The sequence below is a fragment of the Dactylosporangium salmoneum genome (assembly GCF_039532525.1).
Lineage (GTDB): Bacteria > Actinomycetota > Actinomycetes > Mycobacteriales > Micromonosporaceae > Dactylosporangium > Dactylosporangium salmoneum.
The window spans coordinates 1-18,942 of record NZ_BAAARV010000006.1 but is presented as its reverse complement, the minus strand read 5'-3'; the positions used below and the strand labels follow the sequence as shown (position 1 = coordinate 18,942).

Here is an 18,942-nt window from a genome sequence, read left to right as displayed (position 1 = left end):
GTTTCGGGGTTATGGTTCGACCGTGCGCGTCCTCGTCACCGGCGCCGCGGGCAGCATCGGGCGTGCGGTCTGCGCCCGGCTGGCCGCCGAAGGAGCCGACATTGCCGCATTGGTACTGGATGATGCCCCGCTCCCCGCGGCCTCCCACGTCGTCGTCGGCGATGCGGGCGACCCCGAAACCGTAGGCCGGGCGCTGGCCGGCGGCGTCGACGCCGTGGTCCACCTGGCCGCGCTGCGCAGCCCGGACCTCGGCTCGCCGGTGGAGGTCTTCGCCGGCAACACGCGGGCCACGTTCGTCGTGCTGGAGGAGGCGGCCCGGCGGGGCGTGCGGCGCGCCGTGATCGCCAGCAGCTACTCGATCCTGGGGCTGCGCTTCGCCCCGCACGTGCTGCACCCGGCGTACTACCCGATCGACGAGGCCACCCCGCTGCAGGTCGAGGACCCGTACTCGCTGTCGAAGCAGGTCGACGAGGCGACCGCGGCGATGATGCACCGCCGCTACGGCATGGACGTCGTCGCGCTGCGGCTGCCGTTCACCGTCGACTGGCCGGACCTGGAGCGAGTGGCCCGCGCCAGCCGCGACGACCCGGCCGGGATGGCCGCCGACTCGTGGTCGTACCTGCACATCGACGACGCCGCCGAGGCCGCCTGGCTGGCCCTGACCCGGCCGGTGAGCGGCTTCCACCCGGTGTTCCTGGCCGCGCCGCGCACCCTGGACCCGCGCCCGACGGCCGAGCTCATCGCCGAGTTCCACCCCGGCGCCGAGGTCCGCCGCCCGATCCCGGGCCGCGCCACCCCGATCGACACCGGCGCCATCGAGCGCCTGCTCGGCTTCGGGGCGACCCGGCTGCTCGACGTCCCGCCGCTGTGACGCGGCCGCGGCCACCGTTCGGGTGGCCGCGGCCGCGCCGGCGCTACTGCAGGTCGAAGCGGTCCAGCTCCATGACCTTCGTCCACGCCGCGACGAAGTCGGCGACGAACTTGTCGCGGGCGTCCTGGCTGGCGTAGACCTCGGCGAGGGCCCGCAGCTGGGAGTTGGAGCCGAAGACGAGGTCGGTCGCGGTGGCCGTCCACTTCAGCTCGTCCGTGCTCACGTCCCGGATCTCGTACACGTTCTCCTCGGACGCCGACGCCTTCCAGCGGGTGCCCGGGGCGAGCAGGTTGACGAAGAAGTCGTTCGTGAGCCGGCCGGGACGCTCGGTGAGCACGCCGTGCTTGGCGTCCCCGACGTTGGCGCCGAGGCCGCGCAGGCCGCCGACGAGGACGGTCATCTCCGGCGCGGTCAGGTCGAGCATGTAGGCCCGGTCGACGAGCAGCGTCTCCGGCGGGAGCTTCTCGCCGGCCCGCACCCAGTTGCGGAACCCGTCGGCCCGCGGCTCGAGCACCGCGAACGACTCGACGTCGGTCTGCTCCTGCGTGGCGTCGGTGCGGCCCGGGTGGAACGGCACGGTCACGTCGACGCCGGCGTCGCGCGCCGCCTTCTCCACCGCCGCGGAGCCGGCCAGCACGATCAGGTCGGCCAGCGAGATCTTGGCCCCGCCGGCCTCGTTGAACTCGCGCTGGATGCCCTCGAGGGTGCGCAGCACCGGGGCGAGCCGCTCGGGCTGGTTGACCGCCCAGGAGCGCTGGGGCTCCAGGCGCAGCCGGGCCCCGTTGGCCCCGCCGCGCTTGTCGGTGGAGCGGAAGCTCGCGGCCGCGGCCCAGGCGGTCGAGACCAGCTGGGCGGTCGTGAGGCCGGACTCGAGCACCTTGGCCTTCAGGGCGGCGATGTCGGCGTCGCCCACGAGGTCGCCCTCGACCGCCGGCACCGGGTCCTGCCACAGCTGGGCCTCGGGGACCCAGGGCCCGAGGAAGCGGCTGACCGGGCCCATGTCGCGGTGCAGCAGCTTGTACCAGGCCTTGGCGAAGGCCAGCGCGAACTCGTCGGGGTTCGCCAGGAAGCGGCGGGAGATCTTCTCGTACGCCGGATCCACCCGCAGCGACAGGTCGGTGGTGAGCATCGTCGGCCTGTGCTTCTTCGACGGGTCGTGCGCGTCGGGGATGATCGCCTCGGCGTCCTTGGCGACCCACTGCTTCGCGCCGCCGGGGCTCGTGGTGAGCTCCCACTCGTAGCCGAAGAGGATCTCGAAGAACCGGTTGCTCCACTGGGTCGGCCGGTCGCTCCACGTGACCTCCAGCCCGCTGGTGATCGCGTCGCCCCCCTTGCCGGTGCCGTAGTCACTCAGCCAGCCCAGGCCCTGCGCCTCGATCGGGGCGCCCTCCGGCTCGCGCCCGACGTGGTCGTCGGCGACCCCGGCGCCGTGGGTCTTGCCGAAGGTGTGGCCGCCGGCGATGAGGGCGACGGTCTCCTCGTCGTTCATCGCCATCCGGCCGAAGGTCTCCCGGATGAAGTGGGCCGCCGCCCGCGCGTCGGCGCTGCCGCGCGGCCCCTCGGGGTTGACGTAGATGAGCCCCATCTCGGTGGCGCCGACGTCCGGCACCATCTCGCGGTCGCTCACGTAGCGCTCGTCGCCGAGCCAGGCGTCCTCCGGGCCCCAGAAGATCTCCTCGGGCTCCCACACGTCCACGCGGCCGAAGCCGAAGCCGAAGGTCTTGAACCCCATCGACTCCAGGGCCACGTTCCCGGCGAGCACGAGCAGGTCGGCCCACGAGATCTTCTGGCCGTACTTCTGCTTCACCGGCCACAGCAGCCGGCGCGCCTTGTCGAGGTTGGCGTTGTCGGGCCAGCTGTTGAGCGGGGCGAAGCGCTGAGCGCCGTCGCCGGCCCCGCCGCGGCCGTCGGAGATGCGGTACGTGCCGGCCGCGTGCCAGCTCATCCGGATCATGAGCCCGCCGTAGTGGCCGAAGTCGGCCGGCCACCAGTCCTGCGACGTGGTGAGCACCTGGACGATGTCGCGCTTGAGCGCGTCCACGTCGAGCTTCGCGAACTCCTTGGCGTAGGCGAAGCCCTCGCCCAGCGGGTTGCTCTTGTCCCCGTGGGCGCGCAGCACCGACAGGTCCAGCTGGTTGGGCCACCAGTCCCGGTTCGTGTGCGCCCGCCGACCGGGCGGGGGCGTCGGCGAGTCGATCGCCGGGTTCTCACTGTCACTGCCGTGTGCGGTTACGGAGTCGTGCGCGACCGGACACCCGGCCGCATTCTGGTCCTTGATATCGCTCATCTCAGTCCCTCCGAAGTCACATAACGAACCATATGCCGATTTTCTGGAAGCGTTCAACTTTTGCCCGCTTCCCCCACTCGAGCGGGCTCTCAGCTGGCACTCAGCGAATTCACACCGTCATGACGCACAGTTGGCTGCAGGGTCTCGACGGTTTGTTGGAGGTACCAGATGGGTCTTGTGCTCTGGCTCGTGAGCCTGGCGTTGCTGGCGTTCCAGGTGTTGCTGCTGGCCCGCGTCGCGCTGGACTGGAGCTTCGTGCTCGCCGGCCCGGCCGCCGCCGGCTCGGTGCGCAACCGCCTGGCCGTCGGCGTGCGCGCCATCACCGAGCCGGTCCTGGCCCCGGTGCGCCGCGCCCTGCCACCCGTCCGCATGGGCGGCGTCTCCCTGGACCTGGCGTTCATCGTGGTCTTCCTGGCCATCATCCTGCTTCGCGCGGTGATCGGCGCTCTGTACTAACCCCCGCCGCCGGCTCATATTCGCCGCGCCGTCGCCGCACGAACGGGCCGGGAGCCGTCCTGACGCTTCCCGGCTACGTCCGCGCACCACACGGCCGTCGCGGCCCTGCGCGACGCCCCGTTGGCTGAGCTTATCGGCTACCTGGCCGGCGGCGTGGTGCTCCGCCCGCCCGGTCGCCAGGTAACCCACACCGAAGGGTCAGCGGACGAGTGAGCAACCGGCCCTATTTGGACGCCGTGTCCCCCGCACCCATCACCATTCCGGGCCCCCTGCTGATGGACCGGGCTCCCGACGACGTCATTGCCGTGTTCGACAACTACTACTGGAAGGACGTCGAGGACGAATATCCGCTGGCCGAGTGGATGGCCCATGGCCCCGGGCCGCGGCACGGGAGAAGGCCGAGACGCGCCCGCTCGCGGTCGACGGGCGAGGACCTGCCGCTGTCGGTGATACCGCTGGCGGCCCGCAACAACCGCGAGTCGCGCGCCCTGATCGCCGCCGGCAAGATCGAGCCGCCATGGCGCCACATCCGGTGGCTGGTCGAGGACGGCTGGGGCGATCCACCATGCGAGGTCCTCGGCCCCAGGCCGTTCGACGGATCGGTGCCGGACCCGGCAGCGACGGACCTCCTGACCAAGCACGTCCTCGCGTGCGCCCAAATCCCCGAGTTCGAGGCGTCCGCCCCCGCGGTGGTGCGCCGGCTCGCCGGCGAGCGGCGCTGGGAGGACTTCGAGACGGTCGTGCGCATGGCCACTGCGGCCGACCTCGCCGACGTGGCCCCGGTGCTGTGCGACGTGCTCCGTTCGGACACCAGACCACCCCGCCTGGACCACATCGTGGACGCGCTGGCGCGGCTCATGCACGACGAAGCCGCCGACCTGCTGGAAAGCCTGGTCGCCCAGTTCGTGTACGCCTTCGACGACCCGCCCGCCGCCCGCCACTGCCTCCGCGCGATGGCCAGGACGGGCCCCCACTGCCGGGTTCGCCTGATCCTCATGAGCTGGGACCCCGACAGCTGGCCGCCACCCCTGCCGGAGTGGGCGGTCGAAGCGATGGAAGCCGTCGGGGAGCACGTACCCCCACGACCGTGACGCCCCCATCACACGGCCTGTCTAGAGTTCTCGGCCATGGGCTTCTGGGGCACGCTGATCACGGCCCGCGCCGAGCGCCTGCCGCCGGCCCTCGAGGCCCACGGCGCGGTGGTCCGCGACCACGAGGGCGCCCGCCGCGGCGACGGCTGGCGCGTGTTCGGCATCCCGGACAACCTGCTCGGCGATTCCCTCGACCCGCTGCTCGGCCTGGTGGCCGCCACGTCGAGCCCGGTGCTCACCGCCTACATCGCCGACAGCGACCACGGCCAGGTCATCGCGGCCAGTCCGCACGGCGACCCGTGGGGCGTCTGGCTCGACCGGCAGACCGCGTACGCCTTCGAGCGCGACCACCACGTGATGTCCGGAGCCTCCCGCGCGGCCGCCCGCCGGCGGGCCCGCGACATGATCGCCGGCTTCGGCTGCCCGCCCGCGAAGGCCACCCGTCACGCCGTCGACTGGGCGGCCGAGGCCGGCTACCGGGTCCCGCCCGCCCCGATCCGGCGGCTTCTGCGAACCGCGCGCCGCCCGGGCCTCGGCGGCCGGCTGCGGCTCCCGTCGGCCCGCTACGAAGTCGCCGAGGACCTGTACTTCACCCTGCTCGACCACCTGGGCCTGCCCCGAGCGCCGGGCTCGCCGGACGATTGATCCCCGGGTCCGGGCGCGAGGCCTGGATGAGGAAGCGGTGGGCGTGGACGCGGAAGGCGCCCTCGGCGCGGATCCGCTGGTCGATGCGGCGCAGGGCGGCGTCGTACCGGTCGGCGGTGAAGTCCGGGACCTGCCAGGGCACGGCGCGCAATTGGTACACCAGCGCGCCCACGTCGAAGAAGGTGAACGGCGGCCACTCCTCGCGCACGCCGGTCACGGTGAGACCGGCGTCCGTCAGCGCCTGGGCCGCCGTTTCGGCATTCCACGCCGTACCGTGGGTGGTCGGGGCTCCCAAGGCAGCGTTGATCGCCGCGCAGTCGTCGCTGCCGACCTGCTGGGTGAGCAGCGTGCCGCCGGGCCGGAGGACGCGCGCGACCTCCTGCGGGTCGAGGCGGCCGTGGCGGTTGAGGACGACGTCGACGGAGCCGGACTCGACGGGCAGCGTCGCGCCGGGGGCGAAGCGCACCTCGGCGCCGAGCGGGGCGAGCCGGTCGCGGGCGACGGGCACGTTCGGCGGCCAGCCCTCGATCGCGGTGGTGCGGGCCGGGAGCGGGGCCAGGGAGGCCAGGAACTCGCCGCCGCCCGTGTCGATGTCGAGCAGGGCGGCGCAGTCCCGCAGCAGCTCGCGGGCCAGGGCGGGGTACGACCACGACGGCTGCGAGCCCTCGGCGCGGCCGTCGAGCCAGCTGAAGTCCCAACCCTGCAGCGGTACCGCGACGGCCTCGGCCACCAGCCGCTCGAAGCTGTCCATCCGCCGACCGTACTGACGGCGATGCAGCGGGTACCACTGAATATGCCGCCGGCCCCGCCGACGGCGATGGTGCTGGATCAGGCCCGTTGGCGCGCCGCAGGACGCCGGCTGCGGCCGGCCGACCGGTACGATCCGCCGGTGTCGTCCATCGCCTCGCTCCATGTCGTCCAGACCAGCGACCTGCCCGCGATCATCAGCGCCGCTGGCTCGGGACGCACCTGGGAGGCGGTCCACCGATTCGGTGCGGAACTCGACGAGGAGTACGGCTGGTCCGGCTATGTCATGCTCAACGTCCTGGAGAGCCTGGACACGCTGAACATCCTGCTGGAGAGTCCGGGCCTGCACGAAGCATCCGCGGCCCTCAACAAGGACCACGGCTACACGACGCTGATCACGAGCGACGCCAAGGCGTACCTCGACCGCCTCGACCCGGCCGCCCACGAACCCGGCGACCTGCTCGATGGCTCGATCGAGTTGGAACTGGACGACGAGGAAGCCCGCTACGCGATGGAGGAAACACTGTCGCTGCTGCGTGACGCCATCGCGAGGCTCTCCGACGACGAGGTACTCCTGCTACGCATCGGCTGATCGGCGTCGTACTAATGCACGCCCGGGCGCTTGTCCGCCCTTGCGGAGCGGTCCGGGACGGTGGTGTGGGTCAGGCGGGGAGAGCAGGATCAGGCGCCAGTTCTCGCGGCGGACGGCGGCCGTGGCGTCCCACGCGTCGCGGATCAGGCGATGGGCGCCGCCCACCCGCCGCGCCGCGGTCACGGGCCAGCGGTACGGCGATCCGGGAACGTGACGGTCACGCTCAGGCCGCCGCCGGCGAGTGGGCTGGCGCGCACCTCGGCGCCGTGGGCCTGGGCGATCGCGCGCACGATGGCCAGCCCGAGGCCGTAGCCGTCGGCGCCGGTGCGGACCCGCTGGGTGCCGAGGCGCTGGAAGGGCTGGAAGAGGCGGTCGAGCTCCTCATGCGGTACCGGTGGACCCGTATTGGCGATCGTGAGCGTCGAGCCCTCGGTGGTGACGTCCACCCGCCCGCCGTCGACGTTGTGCTTGATCGCGTTGTCGACCAGGTTGGTCACCAGGATCTCGGCGAGCTGCTCGTCACCGGTCACGGACGCCGGCGCCAGGGACAGCACGAAGGGGACGCGCTCCTCCGAGCGGGCACCGACCACCCGCCGGGTCACCGAGGCCAGGTCGAACGGCGCGGGGCGCTCGATGCCCTGCTCGCCCGTGGCCAGGGTCAGCAGCGCGTCGATCAGCCGCGCCTGCGTCTCGCCCAGCGCCAGGACCTCGCGGCCCGCCTCGCGCAGGGTCTCGGCGGAGGCGGCCGGGTCGGCCAGGGCGACCTGCAGCAGGGTGCGCTGGGCGGTGAGCGGGGTGCGCAGCTCGTGCGAGGCGTTGGCCACGAAGCGCCGCTGGGCCACGAACGACGCCTCCAGGCGGCCGAACAGATCGTCGAGGGTGCCGGCCAGCTCGGCGAACTCGTCGCGGCGGCCGGTGAGGCCGAGCCGGCGGTGCAGGTTGGTGGCCGAGATGTCCCGGGCGGTGTCGATCATGATCCGCAGTGGGCGGAGGAACCGGCCGGCGATCACCCAGCCGAGCACGATCGAGATCAGCACCATGGCGGCGAAGGCGATGGCCGTCACCCCGAGCAGGTGGTTGCCGACCTCGGTGCCCTGCCCCGGCAGCGGCGGGCCGCCCTGGCCTTCCGCGGGCCTCGTGCGGCTGACACCGAGCAGCGGCACCATGAGCAGGGCGGCGCCGGAGACGAGGAACGGCCCGGCGTAGAGGAGGGTGAGCCGTCGGCGCAGCGTCGTGCGGCGGGCCACGTCAGGCCTCCCCGATCCGGTAGCCGGCCTCACGGACGGTGTGCACGACGGGCGGGTCACCCAGGCGGGCGCGCAGCCGCCGTACCGTCGTCTTCACCGTGGTCGTGAACGGGTCCGCGGCCTCGTCCCAGACCCGCTCGAGCAGCTCCTCGGCGGACACCGGACGCCCGCCGGCCGCCATGAGGCACTCCAGCACGCCGAACTCCTTGGGGGTCAGCTCCAGGCGGCGCCCGGCCCGGGTGGCGACGCGCTGGGCGGGGTCGAGGGTGAGGTCGACGGCAGTGAGCACCGGGGGCAGCGCGGTCGACGGGCGCCGGGCGAGGGCCCGGATGCGGGCCACCAGCTCGTCGAAGTCGAACGGCTTGGGCAGGTAGTCGTCGGCGCCGAGGCCCAGGCCCTCGATCCGGTCACGCACGGTGCCGGACGCGGTCAGCATGAGCACCCGGCTGGCCGGGTGGGCGGCCACGATGTGGCGGCAGACGTCGTCGCCGCCGACGCCGGGCAGGTCCCGGTCGAGGACGACCACGTCGTACCGGGTGACCGCGAGGCGCTCCAGCGCGTCCGCGCCGTCGAGCACCACGTCGACGGCCAGGCCTTCCCGGCGCAGGCCGGTGCCGATGGTCCGGGCGAGGATTCCGAAGTCCTCCACGACGAGCACGCGCATGGCTCCACCATGCCAAACGCGCGGTGACACCGTGGTGTCACCGACCGGCGCGTAGACCGGACACCATGATTACGGTTGAGGGCCTGCGCAAGCGGTTCGGGCCCAATCTCGCGCTGGACGGGATGACGTTCACCGTCCGCCCCGGGCACGTCACCGGGTTCGTCGGCCCGAACGGCGCCGGCAAGTCCACCACCATGCGGGTCGTGCTCGGCCTCGACGCCGCCGAGGAGGGCACGGCGCTGGTCGGCGGGAAGCCGTACCGCACCCTGGACCGGCCGCTGTGCCACCTCGGCTCGCTGCTGGACGCCTCCGCCCTGCAGCCCGGCCGCACGGCCCGCAACCACCTGCTGTGGCTCGCTCACTCGCAGGGCCTGCCGGGCCGCCGCGTCGACGAGGTGCTGGAGCTGACCGGCCTCGGCGGCGTCGGAGGCCGCCGGGCCGGGGGCTACTCCCTCGGCATGCGCCAGCGCCTCGGCATCGCCGCCGCCCTGCTCGGCGACCCGCCCGCGCTCATGCTCGACGAGCCGTTCAACGGCATGGACCCGGAGGGCATCATCTGGATGCGCACCTTCCTGCGCGACCTGGCCGCCCACGGCCGGGCGGTGCTCGTCTCCAGCCACCTCATGAGCGAGCTGCAGGGCACCGCCGACCACGTCGTGGTGGTCGGGCGGGGCCGGGTGATCGCCGACGCGAGCGTGGCGCAGCTGCTGGCCGGCGCCGCCAACGGCCGGATCACCGTGCGCTCCTCGGCGATCGACGATGCCGCAGATGTACTGCGGGCAGCCGGCGCCACCGTGACCCGCAACGGCGACGGCACCCTCACCGTGGCCGGACCGGCGGCCGAGGACGTCGTCGCCGCGCTCGGCAAGGCCGGCGTGCCCTTCTCCGAGGTCGCCGCGCACCGGGCCACCCTGGAGGACGCCTACCTCGAGCTGACCCGCGACGCTGTCGAGTTCCGGGGGGCCGCCCGATGAGCTTCCTGCGTCTGCTGCGCGCCGAGTGGACGAAGCTGCGCACCGTGCGCGGCTGGATCATCGGGCTGCTCGCCGGCGGCCTGGTCATCCTCGCCTTCGGCCTCGCCCCCGGCCGGCAGGGCTCCTGCGGCCAGCACGGCCCGGACTCCGACTGCACCCCGGTGCACGGCCCCGAGGGCGGCGAGGTCACGGACTCGTTCACGTTCGTGCACCGCACCCTGACCGGCGACGGCACCATCACCGCCCGGGTCGCCGACATGAGCGGCAAGCTGTTCGAGGGCGGCGACAAGCTCGCCCCGTGGGCCAAGGCCGGCCTCATCGTGAAGGACGGCACGACCCAGGGCTCGGCGTACGCGGCAGTCATGCGCACCGGCGAGCATGGGGTGCGGCTGCAGTACGACTACACGCACGACCAGGCGGGCGCCTCCGCCGGCGGGGCCGCGTGGCTGCGCCTGACCCGCACCGGCGACGTCATCAAGGCGGAGCAGTCCGCCGACGGCTCGGCGTGGACGACGGTCGGGACCGCGCGGCTGCCCGGGCTGCCGCAGACCGTGACGGCCGGGTTGTTCGTGACCTCCCCGGAGTACGCCAACCAGGTCAACCAGGCCGTGGTGCTCACTGGCATCCAGGGCGGCCCCAGCCAGGCCACGGCCGCGTTCGACCACCTGGCCACGGCCGGCTCGTGGTCCCCGGCCTGGGAGGGGACCGTCCTCGGCGCGCCGACCGGCCCCGCCGCCCGCGACATGGCCGGCTTCGAACAGACCGCCGACGGCTGGACGATCACCGGCTCCGGCGACATCGCCCCCTCGACGGCGGGCGGCGGCGGCGTGAGCCTCAGCCAGACCCTCATCGGCACCTTCGTCGGCCTCATCTTCATGGTGGTCGTCGGGGCCATGTCCGTCACCGCCGAGTTCCGCCGCGGCCTCATCCGCACCACCTTCGCCGCCGGCCCGCACCGCGCCCGGGTGCTCGCCGCCAAGGCCCTCGTGATCGGCGCGGCCGCCTTCGCCGCCGGCCTGGTCGCGGCGTGGATCGTGGTGAAGTTCGGCGTCGGCGTCCTGCGGGACAACGGGGTGCACGTCGCCCCGGTCCCCGCCACGACCGAGGCCCGGATGATCGTCGGCACGGCCGCGCTCCTGGCCGGCTGCGCGGTCCTCGCCGTCGGGCTGGGCGCACTCCTGCGCCGGGGCGTCACCGCCGTCACCGTGTCGATCGTGGTGATCGTGCTGCCGTACCTGCTGTCGGTCACCGTCCTGCCGCTGCGCGCCTCCGACTGGCTGCTGCGGGTCACCCCGGCGGCGGCCTTCGCGCTGCAGCAGGCCGAGCCGCGATGGGCGCAGATCGACACCGTCTATTCGCCCGCCGACGGGTACTTCCCGCTGAGCGCCTGGGGCGGCCTCGCGGTGCTCGCCCTGTGGATCGCCGCCGTGCTCGGCGGCGCCGCCGTCGCGCTGCGCCGGAGGGACGCGTGAAGGGGGCCCTGCTGGCCGAGTGGACCAAGCTGCGCACGTCCCCCGGCACCTGGTGGCTGCTGGCCGGGGTGGTCGCGGCGACGATCGGGCTGAGCGCGGGGGCGGCCGCGGCGATCTCCTGCCGCGGCGAGTGCGCGGCCGACCTCACCAAGGTCTCCCTGACCGGCGTCCAGCTCGGCCAGGCCGTGGTCGCGATCCTGGCGGTGCTCGCGATCGGCAACGAGTACAGCAACGGCATGGTCCGGGTCAGCCTGGCCGCCGTGCCCCGCCGCACCCGCCTGCTGCTGGCCAAGGCGGTCGTCACGTCGGCCGTCGTCCTCGCCGCCGCGGTCCTCGGCGTGGCCGGCTCGGTGCTGACCGGTCACCTGCTGCTGCCCGCGCACGGGTTCCTCTGGCGGCCCGCGGTGGGGTCGGTGCTGTACCTGGAGCTGATCGCCCTGCTGAGCCTGGGCGTGGCGACCGCGGCCCGCCAGCCGGCCACCGCGGTCGGCATCGTGCTCGGCCTGCTCTACGCGTGGCCGGTCGTGGCCCGCGTGGTGACCGACCCGACGTGGTCGCGGCGCCTGGAGCAGATCGGCCCGATGAGCGCCGGCACCGCCGTGCAGGCGACCCGGGACCTCGCGTCCCTGCCGATCGCCCCGTGGTCCGGCCTGGGCGTGCTGTCCCTGTGGGCCCTGGCCGGCATGCTGGCGGGCTGGCTCCTGCTGCTGCGCCGCGACGCCTGACCGCCCGCGCCACGCGACCGGCCCCCGCCACGCGACCGGCCCGCACCACGCGACCGGCCCCCGCCACGCGACCGGCCCCCGCCACGCGACCGGCCCCCGCCACGCGACCGGCCCGCACCGCGCGACCGGCGTCGCCGGCGGATGCCAGCCTCCGGGGCTGAACTGGGACCCCCGGAGGCTGGCATGTCCGCCAACGAGGTCCGTGGCCGACACGGACGAGCCGCTCTGCACGCAGCAGGCCCACCCGGCACCCCGCGTCGCGCTACGGCGGCATGGCCTCACCCCACGCGGAACCCGGGCCCGGGCTCGTCCCGGCGCCGGGAGACGATGGCCGGCGCGATGGCACCAGGTGGCGCACTGCCGCGTACGGCAACCACGCCAGCCACCCCAGCCACGCCAGCACGCCGCCCACGATGGACACGAAGCCCGGCACCGCGATGACGTCGGGCAGCGGCAGCCACCCCGTCGGCAGGATCGCGGCGGCGGCGATGGTGACCACCTCGGCCGTAAAGGCCAGGCTGAGCGGCAGCAGCAGCACCCCGAGCACCGCGTTGGGCGGCCCAGGGCGGCGGATGAGGCGCCGCCGGGACCACACCGCGTGACCGGCCAGGACCACGAGCCCGGCGGCGGCGGCCAGCGCACGGTCCGGCCACGCCCGCGGCGGGTCGACGCTCATCACCCACGGCGCCGCGGCGCACAGCGCGCCGACCCGCGTCACCCGCAGCGCCCACCTCCCGGCGAACGAGTCCTCCCGGTGTTCGGCCAGCAGATCGGTGCCGGTGGCCGCGCCGGACGGCGTGGTCCCCGCGCGGGGCGGACCGGCGATCAGGCGGTCGGCGATCATGACGGCGGCGCCCGACAGCAGCAGCGCCAGGATGTGGACGCCGAACAGGACGGCCATCGCCGCGGTCAGGGTGCCCGCCGGGTCCTGGCGCGCGGCGTCCACGGTCAGGGCGGCACCCGTGGCCAGGCACAGGGCGGCGGCGGCCACACGGGTGCGGGCCCGCGGGTCGGTGCGCAGCTGTGCCGCCGCGTATGCCCGCAGCCCCGGCGACAGCGCGCCCCACACCCTCGCCGCGGCGCCGGCCCAGAGGGCGATCAGCAGCGGCGGGGCCGGCCACATCCACGGGAGCATCGCGAAGCCGCCGAGCAGGCCGGCGCACCACACCACGACGACGGTCCAGCCGCCGACGGCGCCGATGAGGAGGCGGTCGAGCTGGGTGCGGGCATCCCCGTCGGTCGGGGCGAAGGACAGGGCGGCGCCGAGGTGGCGGGCGGCGGTGACCAGGCGGCCGGACCGGATGGCGGCGCGGGCCAGGCCGACCAGCGCCGTCGTGTCCTGCGGGTCGAGGGCCAGGGCCTTGCGGAACGATTTCGAGGCCGGCATGGTCAGGCCGACGGCCTGCAGCATCATGGCGCGGATGCGGTGCGGCGCGGACTCGTCCGGGGCGAGCGCGACGGCCCGGCCGGCCGAGCGGAAGGCGCGCCGCGGGTGGCCGGTGCCCAGCTCGGCCAGGCCCAGGGCGGTGTGCGCGCGCCAGTCGTGCGGTGCCAGCCGGACCGCCTCCAGCGCCGCCGTGCGGGCCGGCTCGCCCTCCTGCAGGCCGACGCAGGCGAAGGCGAGCAGCACGTGGCCCGCGGCCTGATCCGGCGCGACGGCGACGGCCCGCGCGGCGGCGGCGCGCATCGCGGGGAAGTCGTCGTCGGCGTGGTGGGCGCGGGCCATCAGGCACCACGCCTCGACGTTGTCCGGATCGTCGGCCAGCACCGCGGCCGCGCGCTGTCTCGCCGCCGCGGCGCGCCCCACTTCCAGCAGCGCCGCGGCCTTCAACATCTCCTGCTGTTGCCACCCCGGCTCGATCACGGGTCCAAGGTAGACGCCGCCACCGACAATTTTCCGTCCCACCGCGCTGCCCGTTACCCACCGCGATTCGATCAACCACGATGCGTCACGGCGTTCCGGAGGCGGCCGCGGGCGAAATAGACTGCCGCCGTACACATCGGGGAGAGTGCATGACCGAGTCGCCGTTGATCGCCTCGCTGCAGGCCGCCGTGGAGGCCCGGCCGGGGGACGCCGTGCTGCGGCTGCACCTCGCCGCGCTGCTGCTGGACGCCGGGCGCCGCCCCGAGGCGATCGCCCACGTCGGCCACGTCCTCACCAGCGAACCGGCCAACCCCGAGGCCCTCGCCCTGATGCGCCGCTGCCTCGAGCCCGACCGGTCGCCGACCGGCGAACCGCCCACAGCAGCGCCAGCCAGCAAACCGGCCCCGGCAGTGCCGGCCGGCGAACCACCCACAGCAGTGCCGGCCGGCGAACCGCCGAGGGCCGCGCCGGCCCGGCAGGGGCGGGCGGAGGACCCGCTCGCGGCGTACGAGCGCGAGCTCGAAGACCTGCTGCCGCCCCGATTCAGCACCGGCGGCGAGCCCGATCCGGTCCGGGGCCCGGCCGACCGCGTGTTCGACGTGGAGGCCCCCACCGTCAGGCTCGCCGACGTCGGCGGCATGGCCGAGGTGAAGCAGCGGCTGGAGCTCGCGTTCCTCGGGCCGATGCAATACCCGGAACTGCGCCGCCTGTACGGCAAGAGCCTCCGCGGCGGCCTCCTGCTCTACGGCCCGCCGGGCTGCGGCAAGACCTTCCTCGCCCGAGCGGTCGCCGGCGAGCTGGGTGCCCAGTTCATGTCGCTGTCCATCGTGGACGTTCTCGACATGTGGATCGGCAGCTCCGAGCGCAACCTGCACGAGCTGTTCGAGGCGGCCCGCCGCAACGCGCCCTGCGTGCTGTTCCTCGACGAGATCGACGCGCTCGGCCACAAGCGCGGACAGCTCGGCTCGTCGGCGATGCGCACGCTGAGCAACCAGCTGCTCGCCGAGCTCGACGGCCTCGAGGGCGACAACGAGGGCGTGTTCGTGCTGGCCGCGACCAACGCGCCGTGGGACGTCGACCCGGCGCTGCGCCGGCCCGGGCGCCTCGACCGCATCGCGCTGGTGCTGCCGCCGGACGGGCCGGCCCGGGAGGCGATCCTGCGGTACCACGTGCGGGAACGGCCGATCGCGGGCATCGACCTGCCGAAGCTGGTGGCCGCCACGGCCGGTTTCTCCGGCGCCGATCTGGCCCATCTGTGCGAGAGCGCGGCCGAGCTGGCGATGGCCGACTCGATCCGCAGCGGCGAGGTGCGGATGATCGAGCAGCGCGACTTCGACCGCGCGCTGCCCGACGTACGGTCCTCGACCGGGCCGTGGTTCGCCACGGCGCGCAACGTCGCGCTCTTCGCCAACGAGGGCGGTGCGTACGACGACCTGGTCGCCTACCTGAAACGGAACCGGCTGCTGTGAAACGCGCATCGCTGCTCGCCGTCGTCCTCGTGGTGCTGGCCGGCTGCGCCAGGGGCGGCGGGGCCGGGCCGGGCGAGGAGGGGCTGGAACGGCTGCGGCGGCAGGCCGACGAGGCCCTGGCCCGCTACGACAAGGCCGTCGCCGACGCCGGCGGCACGCAGCGCTTCGCGCCCGTCGGCGAGCTGACCGGCCAGGTCGGCGACTGGGAGGCGCAGATCCAGGACGGCAAGGCGGCGCTGCTGACCGGCAGGGTGATCACCGCCGCGACGCTGCCGGAGGCGCCGCAGCCGACCGGCGAGGTGATCTGGGCCGCCGGCGCCCGGCAGACGCTGCCCCTGATCTCGGCCGGCGAGGCCCTCCGGCAGCTGGTCGCCGCCGCGGCCCCCGGCGACTGCGGCAACTGCCGGCCGCTGGAGGTCACCGGCGCCCGCCTCGGCACGACCGCGATCCGGACCACGCGCGGCGACGCGACCGCGCCGGCGTGGCAGTACACGATCAAGGGCTCCGCGGTCCTGGTGACCCGGGTGGCCGTGGCCGCGTCCGCCGCCGTTCAGGTGGTGCCACCGTCGTGGGACCCGTACAACGCGCCCGGCGGCATGGCCATCGAGTCGGCGACGGCGAGTGCGGACGGCAAGCGGCTGACGGTGAAGTTCACCGGCGCCCCACGCGGGGGCGACCAGCCCTGCGGCTCGGACTACACCGCCGAGGCCGTCGAGTCGGACAACGCCGTGGTCGTCATCGTCGTGGAGCACCCGCACGCCCCGGGTGAGGCCTGTACGGCCATCGGCGCCCCGCGCAGCACGACCGTCGACCTGGCGAAGCCCCTCGGCGACCGGGCGGTGCTGGAGGTACAGCAGGGAACCCCGGTTCCGGTCACGACCGGTGGTTGATCATGTAGCGTCGGGGTGATGCGGACCGGGCGGTGGCGGCCGGGCGCGCTGGCGCTGCTGGCACTGACCGGCGCCGCGGTCGCGGCCTGCGGGGCGGCGACCGGCGAGGGCGACGGCGCGGCGGCCTGGCGGGCGTATCCGGACGCGTTCACCGTGCCGGCCGGGGCCACGGCCACCGCGACCCTGCTCATGCCGGCGCCCGGCGGGTGCTTCTGGGCCGTCGGGCCGGTCGAGGCCGGCCGGCGGCGGTGGACCGGCTCGTGGCAGGGCACCGGCGACTGTGTCACGGTGCGTCGGGAGTGGCCGGTGCAGCTGCCCCCGACGTCGCCGCAGATCACCGAGCGGGAGACGGTCGTCGGCGCGGCCGAGGGGCCGCAGGGCTGGCTGACCGTGGCCGCGACGACCGCCGGGGACGCCGCCTGGGGCGCCACGGTGAAGGGCACGCCGGAGCACTGGGAGGCCGGCCAGCTGCGCACGCCGCGGGACGCCGCCGGGGACGTGCCGGCCGGGGTCGGTGTCGTGCGCGGCCAGTTCGCCGTGGTCGGGTTGCACGGGAAAGCGCCGACGGTGTACCTCTCCCCCGGCTACGGACCGTGGGACGACCGCCCGCTGCCGTTGCCCCCGAACGCCGGCGACGACGTCCGGCCGCTCGCCGTAGCCGGCGCCCCCGGCAGGTACCGGCTGGAGTCCGGCACCCGGCGCCCCGTCGAGGACATCGGCCCGGCCGTCGCCGTCGGCCGGTCCGCCGACAAGGCGGTCATGTGGACCAGCCGGGGACGGCGGCGCCGAATGGTCCGCGGACATCCCGGCCGGGGTGACCGAGCTGACCGGCGTGGTCCACGATGGTTCGGCGTTCGTGGCCGTCGGCGCGGCGGGCCGCAGCGCCCGGGTGCTGACGTCGGACAGCGGCGCGGGCTGGGCGCCGGACCGGCGGACCGTGCCGGACGACGCGCCGCCGTTCCGGGCCGTCTTCGCGCTGCGCCCACCGACCGACCCGGACGCGACGCAGGTGCTCGGCGGACCGCCAGCGCCCCCGCCGGCGATCTACGCCGTCGGCCCCGCCGCCGGCCAGGACTGCGCGACTGCGTGGCGCCGCGACGAACACGCCTGGGTCCCCGAGCCGCTCGGCTGCCACGGCGTGCCGACCGCGCTGCTGCGCCTCGCCGACGGCCGGATCGCCGCGGTCAGCGGTACCACCCTGCTGCTGCGTCGACGACCGTGAATCAGCAATTGCGGTGGCGGAATCGACGGACCTCTGCTGTGGTGAGGCCATGGCGATACTCGACGATCCTGGACTGTTCGGGCGCCAATGGGCGGCCACCTACGACTCCACCGACAACCCCGACCCCGGCCCCTGCGCCGAGTTCCTGGCCGGCCTAGCCGGCGGCGGCCCCGCGCTGGAGCTGGCCATCGGCAGCGGCCGGGTCGCCCTGCCCCTGGCCGCGCACGGCGTGCCGGTCGAGGGCATCGAGGCCTCGCCGGAGATGGTCGAGCTGATGCGGACCAAGCCCGGCGGCGACGGCATCCCGGTGCTCGTCGCCGACATGGCCGACGTCGGTCTCCCCGGCCCCTATCCGCTGGTCTACCTCGTGTTCAACACGCTGTTCAACCTGACCGGCGAGGGCCGGCAGGAGGACTGCTTCCGCAACGTCGCGCGGGTCCTGGCCCCGGGCGGGCGGTTCGTCGTCGAGGCCTTCGTCCCCGACCCGGCCGACTTCGACCGGGACGAGCAGCAGGTCCAGGTCCGGTCGGTGACCGAGGACGCGGTGACGATCCGGCTGCACCAGTACGACCGTCAGGCCCAGACGTTCGTGCGGCAGACCGTGACGTTCACCAACGAGGGCGTGCGGCTCAAGCCGTTCGGCATGCATTACCGCTGGCCGGAGCAGATCGACGAGCTGGCCGCCGGCGCCGGGCTGACGCTCGAGGCCAGGTACGCGAACTGGCACCGCGAGCCGTTCGGGCCCGGCAGCCGCAGCCATGTCTCGGTGTACCGCAAGGACTGACCCGAGCCGCCGGCCCCGCGCCGGACACCGCCGGGTAGCCGCTATCCGGTCGTCAGCAGCTCGTGGACGCGGGTCAGGAAGGCGGCGGCCGCCTCGCGGTCGAGCTCCTGGCCCGCCTCGCGGCCGCGGGCGTGGCTGTCCAGGGCGGCGCGGATCAGCTCCGCCTCCTCCGGCAGGTGCTCGGCCGCCCACGCCCCGGCCACGCGCTTGGGCGACCAGGTGCGCTCCACGCAGTACCGCAGCGCCCGGCACCCGTTGAGGACCGCATTGTCGCCGTGGTCCCCGAGCGCCGCCAGCTGCGTGGCGACCGATTCGGCCACGACCGGCAGCAGCTGCCGCGACCGCACCCGGGTGACGAGGTCGGTGAACGGCGGGCCGATCAGCGCGCGCCGCTGCTGGCGGACCATGTCCCGGTCGATCGGATACCAGAAGGTGGGCCCGTCGCCGGGGTCGGTCTCGGCCTTGTACGGCAGCTCCGCCCCGGTGTTGAGATTGAGCGCGAACCCGGCCTCGGTGCCCAGGCCGGCCAGCGTCGCGCGGTCGTAGAGGACGAACTCGAGGCCGGCGGCCGGGCACGGCAGGGCGTCGTGTCCGAGCGCGGCCACCACCGCGTCGATCTCCTCCGCGGTCGGCTCCTCGGCCACCGCGAGCAGGTCGATGTCGCTGCGGCCGGGCTGGAACGCGTCGAAGGCGAGCGAGCCGGCCGGGTACACGCCGACCAGCCGCCCGCGGAAGATGCCCTGCAGCCGGTACACGACCGCACCGAGGTAGCCGTCGAGGCGCATGCCGCCACGATAACCGCCGACGTCACCCTGACAGTCAATGGTATGGCTCGACCCGCTGGCGGTGCCGATCGTCGGCTGCCCGCGACTGGCGACGGCGCGGCGCGTGAGGGGCGGCGCGGCGCGTGAGGGGCGGCGCGGCGCGTGAGGGGCGGCGCGG

At 74.5% G+C, this 18,942-nt stretch carries 18 protein-coding genes; 12 read left to right on the top strand and 6 right to left on the bottom strand.

What is annotated here, in order from left to right; genetic code table 11:
• Positions 1–22: 22 nt before the first annotated feature.
• Positions 23–871 carry an NAD-dependent epimerase/dehydratase family protein gene (locus tag ABD352_RS04950; RefSeq protein ID WP_344610999.1) on the top strand — a complete coding sequence of 283 codons (849 nt, stop codon included), beginning with the start codon at positions 23–25 and terminating at the stop codon, positions 869–871.
• A gap of 43 nt (positions 872–914) precedes the next feature.
• Here the strand turns inward: ABD352_RS04950 and katG are convergent, their stop codons facing one another.
• Entirely contained in the window at positions 915–3,158 is a 2,244-nt protein-coding gene (gene katG, locus ABD352_RS04945; RefSeq protein WP_344610998.1) for a catalase/peroxidase HPI, read from the bottom strand.
• Between the two features lie 168 nt (positions 3,159–3,326).
• Between katG and ABD352_RS04940 the strand changes: the two genes are divergently transcribed.
• The 3 genes from ABD352_RS04940 (at position 3,327) to ABD352_RS04930 (ending at position 5,350) form a co-directional block, all read left to right on the top strand.
• On the top strand, positions 3,327–3,614 hold the full coding sequence (locus ABD352_RS04940; protein WP_344610997.1) for a YggT family protein: 288 nt from the start codon (positions 3,327–3,329) through the stop codon (positions 3,612–3,614).
• 236 nt (positions 3,615–3,850) lie between these two features.
• Positions 3,851–4,705 (top strand): hypothetical protein, encoded by an 855-nt coding sequence (locus tag ABD352_RS04935; RefSeq protein WP_344610996.1) that lies wholly within the window; start codon positions 3,851–3,853, stop codon positions 4,703–4,705.
• Between the two features lie 36 nt (positions 4,706–4,741).
• A complete protein-coding gene (locus ABD352_RS04930; RefSeq protein ID WP_344610995.1) occupies positions 4,742–5,350 on the top strand; it encodes a hypothetical protein in 609 nt (202 codons plus the stop codon).
• On the opposite strand, the gene ABD352_RS04925 is transcribed toward ABD352_RS04930, so the two are convergent.
• On the bottom strand, positions 5,295–6,101 hold the full coding sequence (locus ABD352_RS04925; RefSeq protein WP_344610994.1) for a class I SAM-dependent methyltransferase: 807 nt from the start codon (positions 6,099–6,101) through the stop codon (positions 5,295–5,297). The two genes, ABD352_RS04930 and ABD352_RS04925, sit on opposite strands and share 56 nt — an antisense overlap.
• Positions 6,102–6,239: 138 nt before the next feature.
• On the opposite strand from ABD352_RS04925, the gene ABD352_RS04920 reads away from it, so the two are divergent.
• A complete protein-coding gene (locus ABD352_RS04920) occupies positions 6,240–6,689 on the top strand; it encodes a hypothetical protein (RefSeq protein WP_344610993.1) in 450 nt (149 codons plus the stop codon).
• A gap of 179 nt (positions 6,690–6,868) precedes the next feature.
• Here the strand turns inward: ABD352_RS04920 and ABD352_RS04915 are convergent, their stop codons facing one another.
• Both ABD352_RS04915 and ABD352_RS04910 read right to left on the bottom strand, forming a co-directional pair.
• Complete coding sequence (locus tag ABD352_RS04915; protein ID WP_344610992.1) at positions 6,869–7,936, bottom strand: sensor histidine kinase; 1,068 nt, start codon at positions 7,934–7,936, stop codon at positions 6,869–6,871.
• A gap of 1 nt (position 7,937) precedes the next feature.
• The gene (locus tag ABD352_RS04910; protein ID WP_344610991.1) at positions 7,938–8,600 is read right to left on the bottom strand and encodes a response regulator transcription factor; all 663 of its coding nucleotides are present in this window, start codon (positions 8,598–8,600) and stop codon (positions 7,938–7,940) included.
• A 65-nt stretch (positions 8,601–8,665) separates the two neighbouring features.
• Here ABD352_RS04910 and ABD352_RS04905 point away from each other — a divergent pair, with 65 nt between their 5' ends.
• The 3 genes from ABD352_RS04905 to ABD352_RS04895 are packed head-to-tail and all read left to right on the top strand — an operon-like array spanning position 8,666 to position 11,771.
• Positions 8,666–9,574: an ATP-binding cassette domain-containing protein gene (locus ABD352_RS04905; protein ID WP_344610990.1), complete on the top strand. Its 909-nt coding sequence runs from the start codon at positions 8,666–8,668 to the stop codon at positions 9,572–9,574.
• Positions 9,571–11,046: an ABC transporter permease subunit gene (locus ABD352_RS04900; protein WP_344610989.1), complete on the top strand. Its 1,476-nt coding sequence runs from the start codon at positions 9,571–9,573 to the stop codon at positions 11,044–11,046. Before ABD352_RS04905 ends, ABD352_RS04900 begins: the two co-directional genes overlap by 4 nt.
• A complete protein-coding gene (locus ABD352_RS04895) occupies positions 11,043–11,771 on the top strand; it encodes an ABC transporter permease (RefSeq protein WP_344610988.1) in 729 nt (242 codons plus the stop codon). The genes ABD352_RS04900 and ABD352_RS04895 overlap by 4 nt, the downstream gene beginning before the upstream one ends.
• Before the next feature lie 262 nt (positions 11,772–12,033).
• Here ABD352_RS04895 and ABD352_RS04890 read toward each other — a convergent pair whose 3' ends face one another.
• Entirely contained in the window at positions 12,034–13,635 is a 1,602-nt protein-coding gene (locus ABD352_RS04890; RefSeq protein ID WP_344610987.1) for a tetratricopeptide repeat protein, read from the bottom strand.
• A gap of 149 nt (positions 13,636–13,784) precedes the next feature.
• Between ABD352_RS04890 and ABD352_RS04885 the strand changes: the two genes are divergently transcribed.
• The 4 genes from ABD352_RS04885 to ABD352_RS04870 all read left to right on the top strand — a co-directional run bounded on the left by ABD352_RS04885 (position 13,785) and on the right by ABD352_RS04870 (position 18,000).
• Positions 13,785–15,104, top strand: a complete 1,320-nt coding sequence (locus ABD352_RS04885) for an ATP-binding protein (RefSeq protein ID WP_344610986.1) — start codon at positions 13,785–13,787, stop codon at positions 15,102–15,104.
• Complete coding sequence (locus ABD352_RS04880) at positions 15,101–15,994, top strand: hypothetical protein (RefSeq protein WP_344610985.1); 894 nt, start codon at positions 15,101–15,103, stop codon at positions 15,992–15,994. Before ABD352_RS04885 ends, ABD352_RS04880 begins: the two co-directional genes overlap by 4 nt.
• 814 nt (positions 15,995–16,808) lie before the next feature.
• Positions 16,809–17,216 (top strand): hypothetical protein, encoded by a 408-nt coding sequence (locus tag ABD352_RS04875; protein WP_344610984.1) that lies wholly within the window; start codon positions 16,809–16,811, stop codon positions 17,214–17,216.
• A gap of 49 nt (positions 17,217–17,265) precedes the next feature.
• Positions 17,266–18,000: a class I SAM-dependent methyltransferase gene (locus ABD352_RS04870; protein WP_344610983.1), complete on the top strand. Its 735-nt coding sequence runs from the start codon at positions 17,266–17,268 to the stop codon at positions 17,998–18,000.
• A 41-nt stretch (positions 18,001–18,041) separates the two neighbouring features.
• Here ABD352_RS04870 and ABD352_RS04865 read toward each other — a convergent pair whose 3' ends face one another.
• Positions 18,042–18,785 (bottom strand): aminoglycoside adenylyltransferase domain-containing protein, encoded by a 744-nt coding sequence (locus tag ABD352_RS04865; protein ID WP_344610982.1) that lies wholly within the window; start codon positions 18,783–18,785, stop codon positions 18,042–18,044.
• Positions 18,786–18,942: the final 157 nt, after the last annotated feature.

What these genes read in the sequence shown, in the direction of transcription:
- katG (WP_344610998.1), bottom strand. Translation starts at nt 3,158, where the DNA reads ATGAGCGATATCAAGGACCAGAATGCGGCCGGGTGTCCGGTCGCGCAC.
- ABD352_RS04940 (WP_344610997.1), top strand. Translation starts at nt 3,327, where the DNA reads ATGGGTCTTGTGCTCTGGCTCGTGAGCCTGGCGTTGCTGGCGTTCCAG.
- ABD352_RS04930 (WP_344610995.1), top strand. Translation starts at nt 4,742, where the DNA reads ATGGGCTTCTGGGGCACGCTGATCACGGCCCGCGCCGAGCGCCTGCCG.
- ABD352_RS04925 (WP_344610994.1), bottom strand. Translation starts at nt 6,101, where the DNA reads ATGGACAGCTTCGAGCGGCTGGTGGCCGAGGCCGTCGCGGTACCGCTG.
- ABD352_RS04910 (WP_344610991.1), bottom strand. Translation starts at nt 8,600, where the DNA reads ATGCGCGTGCTCGTCGTGGAGGACTTCGGAATCCTCGCCCGGACCATC.
- ABD352_RS04905 (WP_344610990.1), top strand. Translation starts at nt 8,666, where the DNA reads ATGATTACGGTTGAGGGCCTGCGCAAGCGGTTCGGGCCCAATCTCGCG.
- ABD352_RS04900 (WP_344610989.1), top strand. Translation starts at nt 9,571, where the DNA reads ATGAGCTTCCTGCGTCTGCTGCGCGCCGAGTGGACGAAGCTGCGCACC.
- ABD352_RS04885 (WP_344610986.1), top strand. Translation starts at nt 13,785, where the DNA reads ATGACCGAGTCGCCGTTGATCGCCTCGCTGCAGGCCGCCGTGGAGGCC.
- ABD352_RS04870 (WP_344610983.1), top strand. Translation starts at nt 17,266, where the DNA reads ATGGCGATACTCGACGATCCTGGACTGTTCGGGCGCCAATGGGCGGCC.
- ABD352_RS04865 (WP_344610982.1), bottom strand. Translation starts at nt 18,785, where the DNA reads ATGCGCCTCGACGGCTACCTCGGTGCGGTCGTGTACCGGCTGCAGGGC.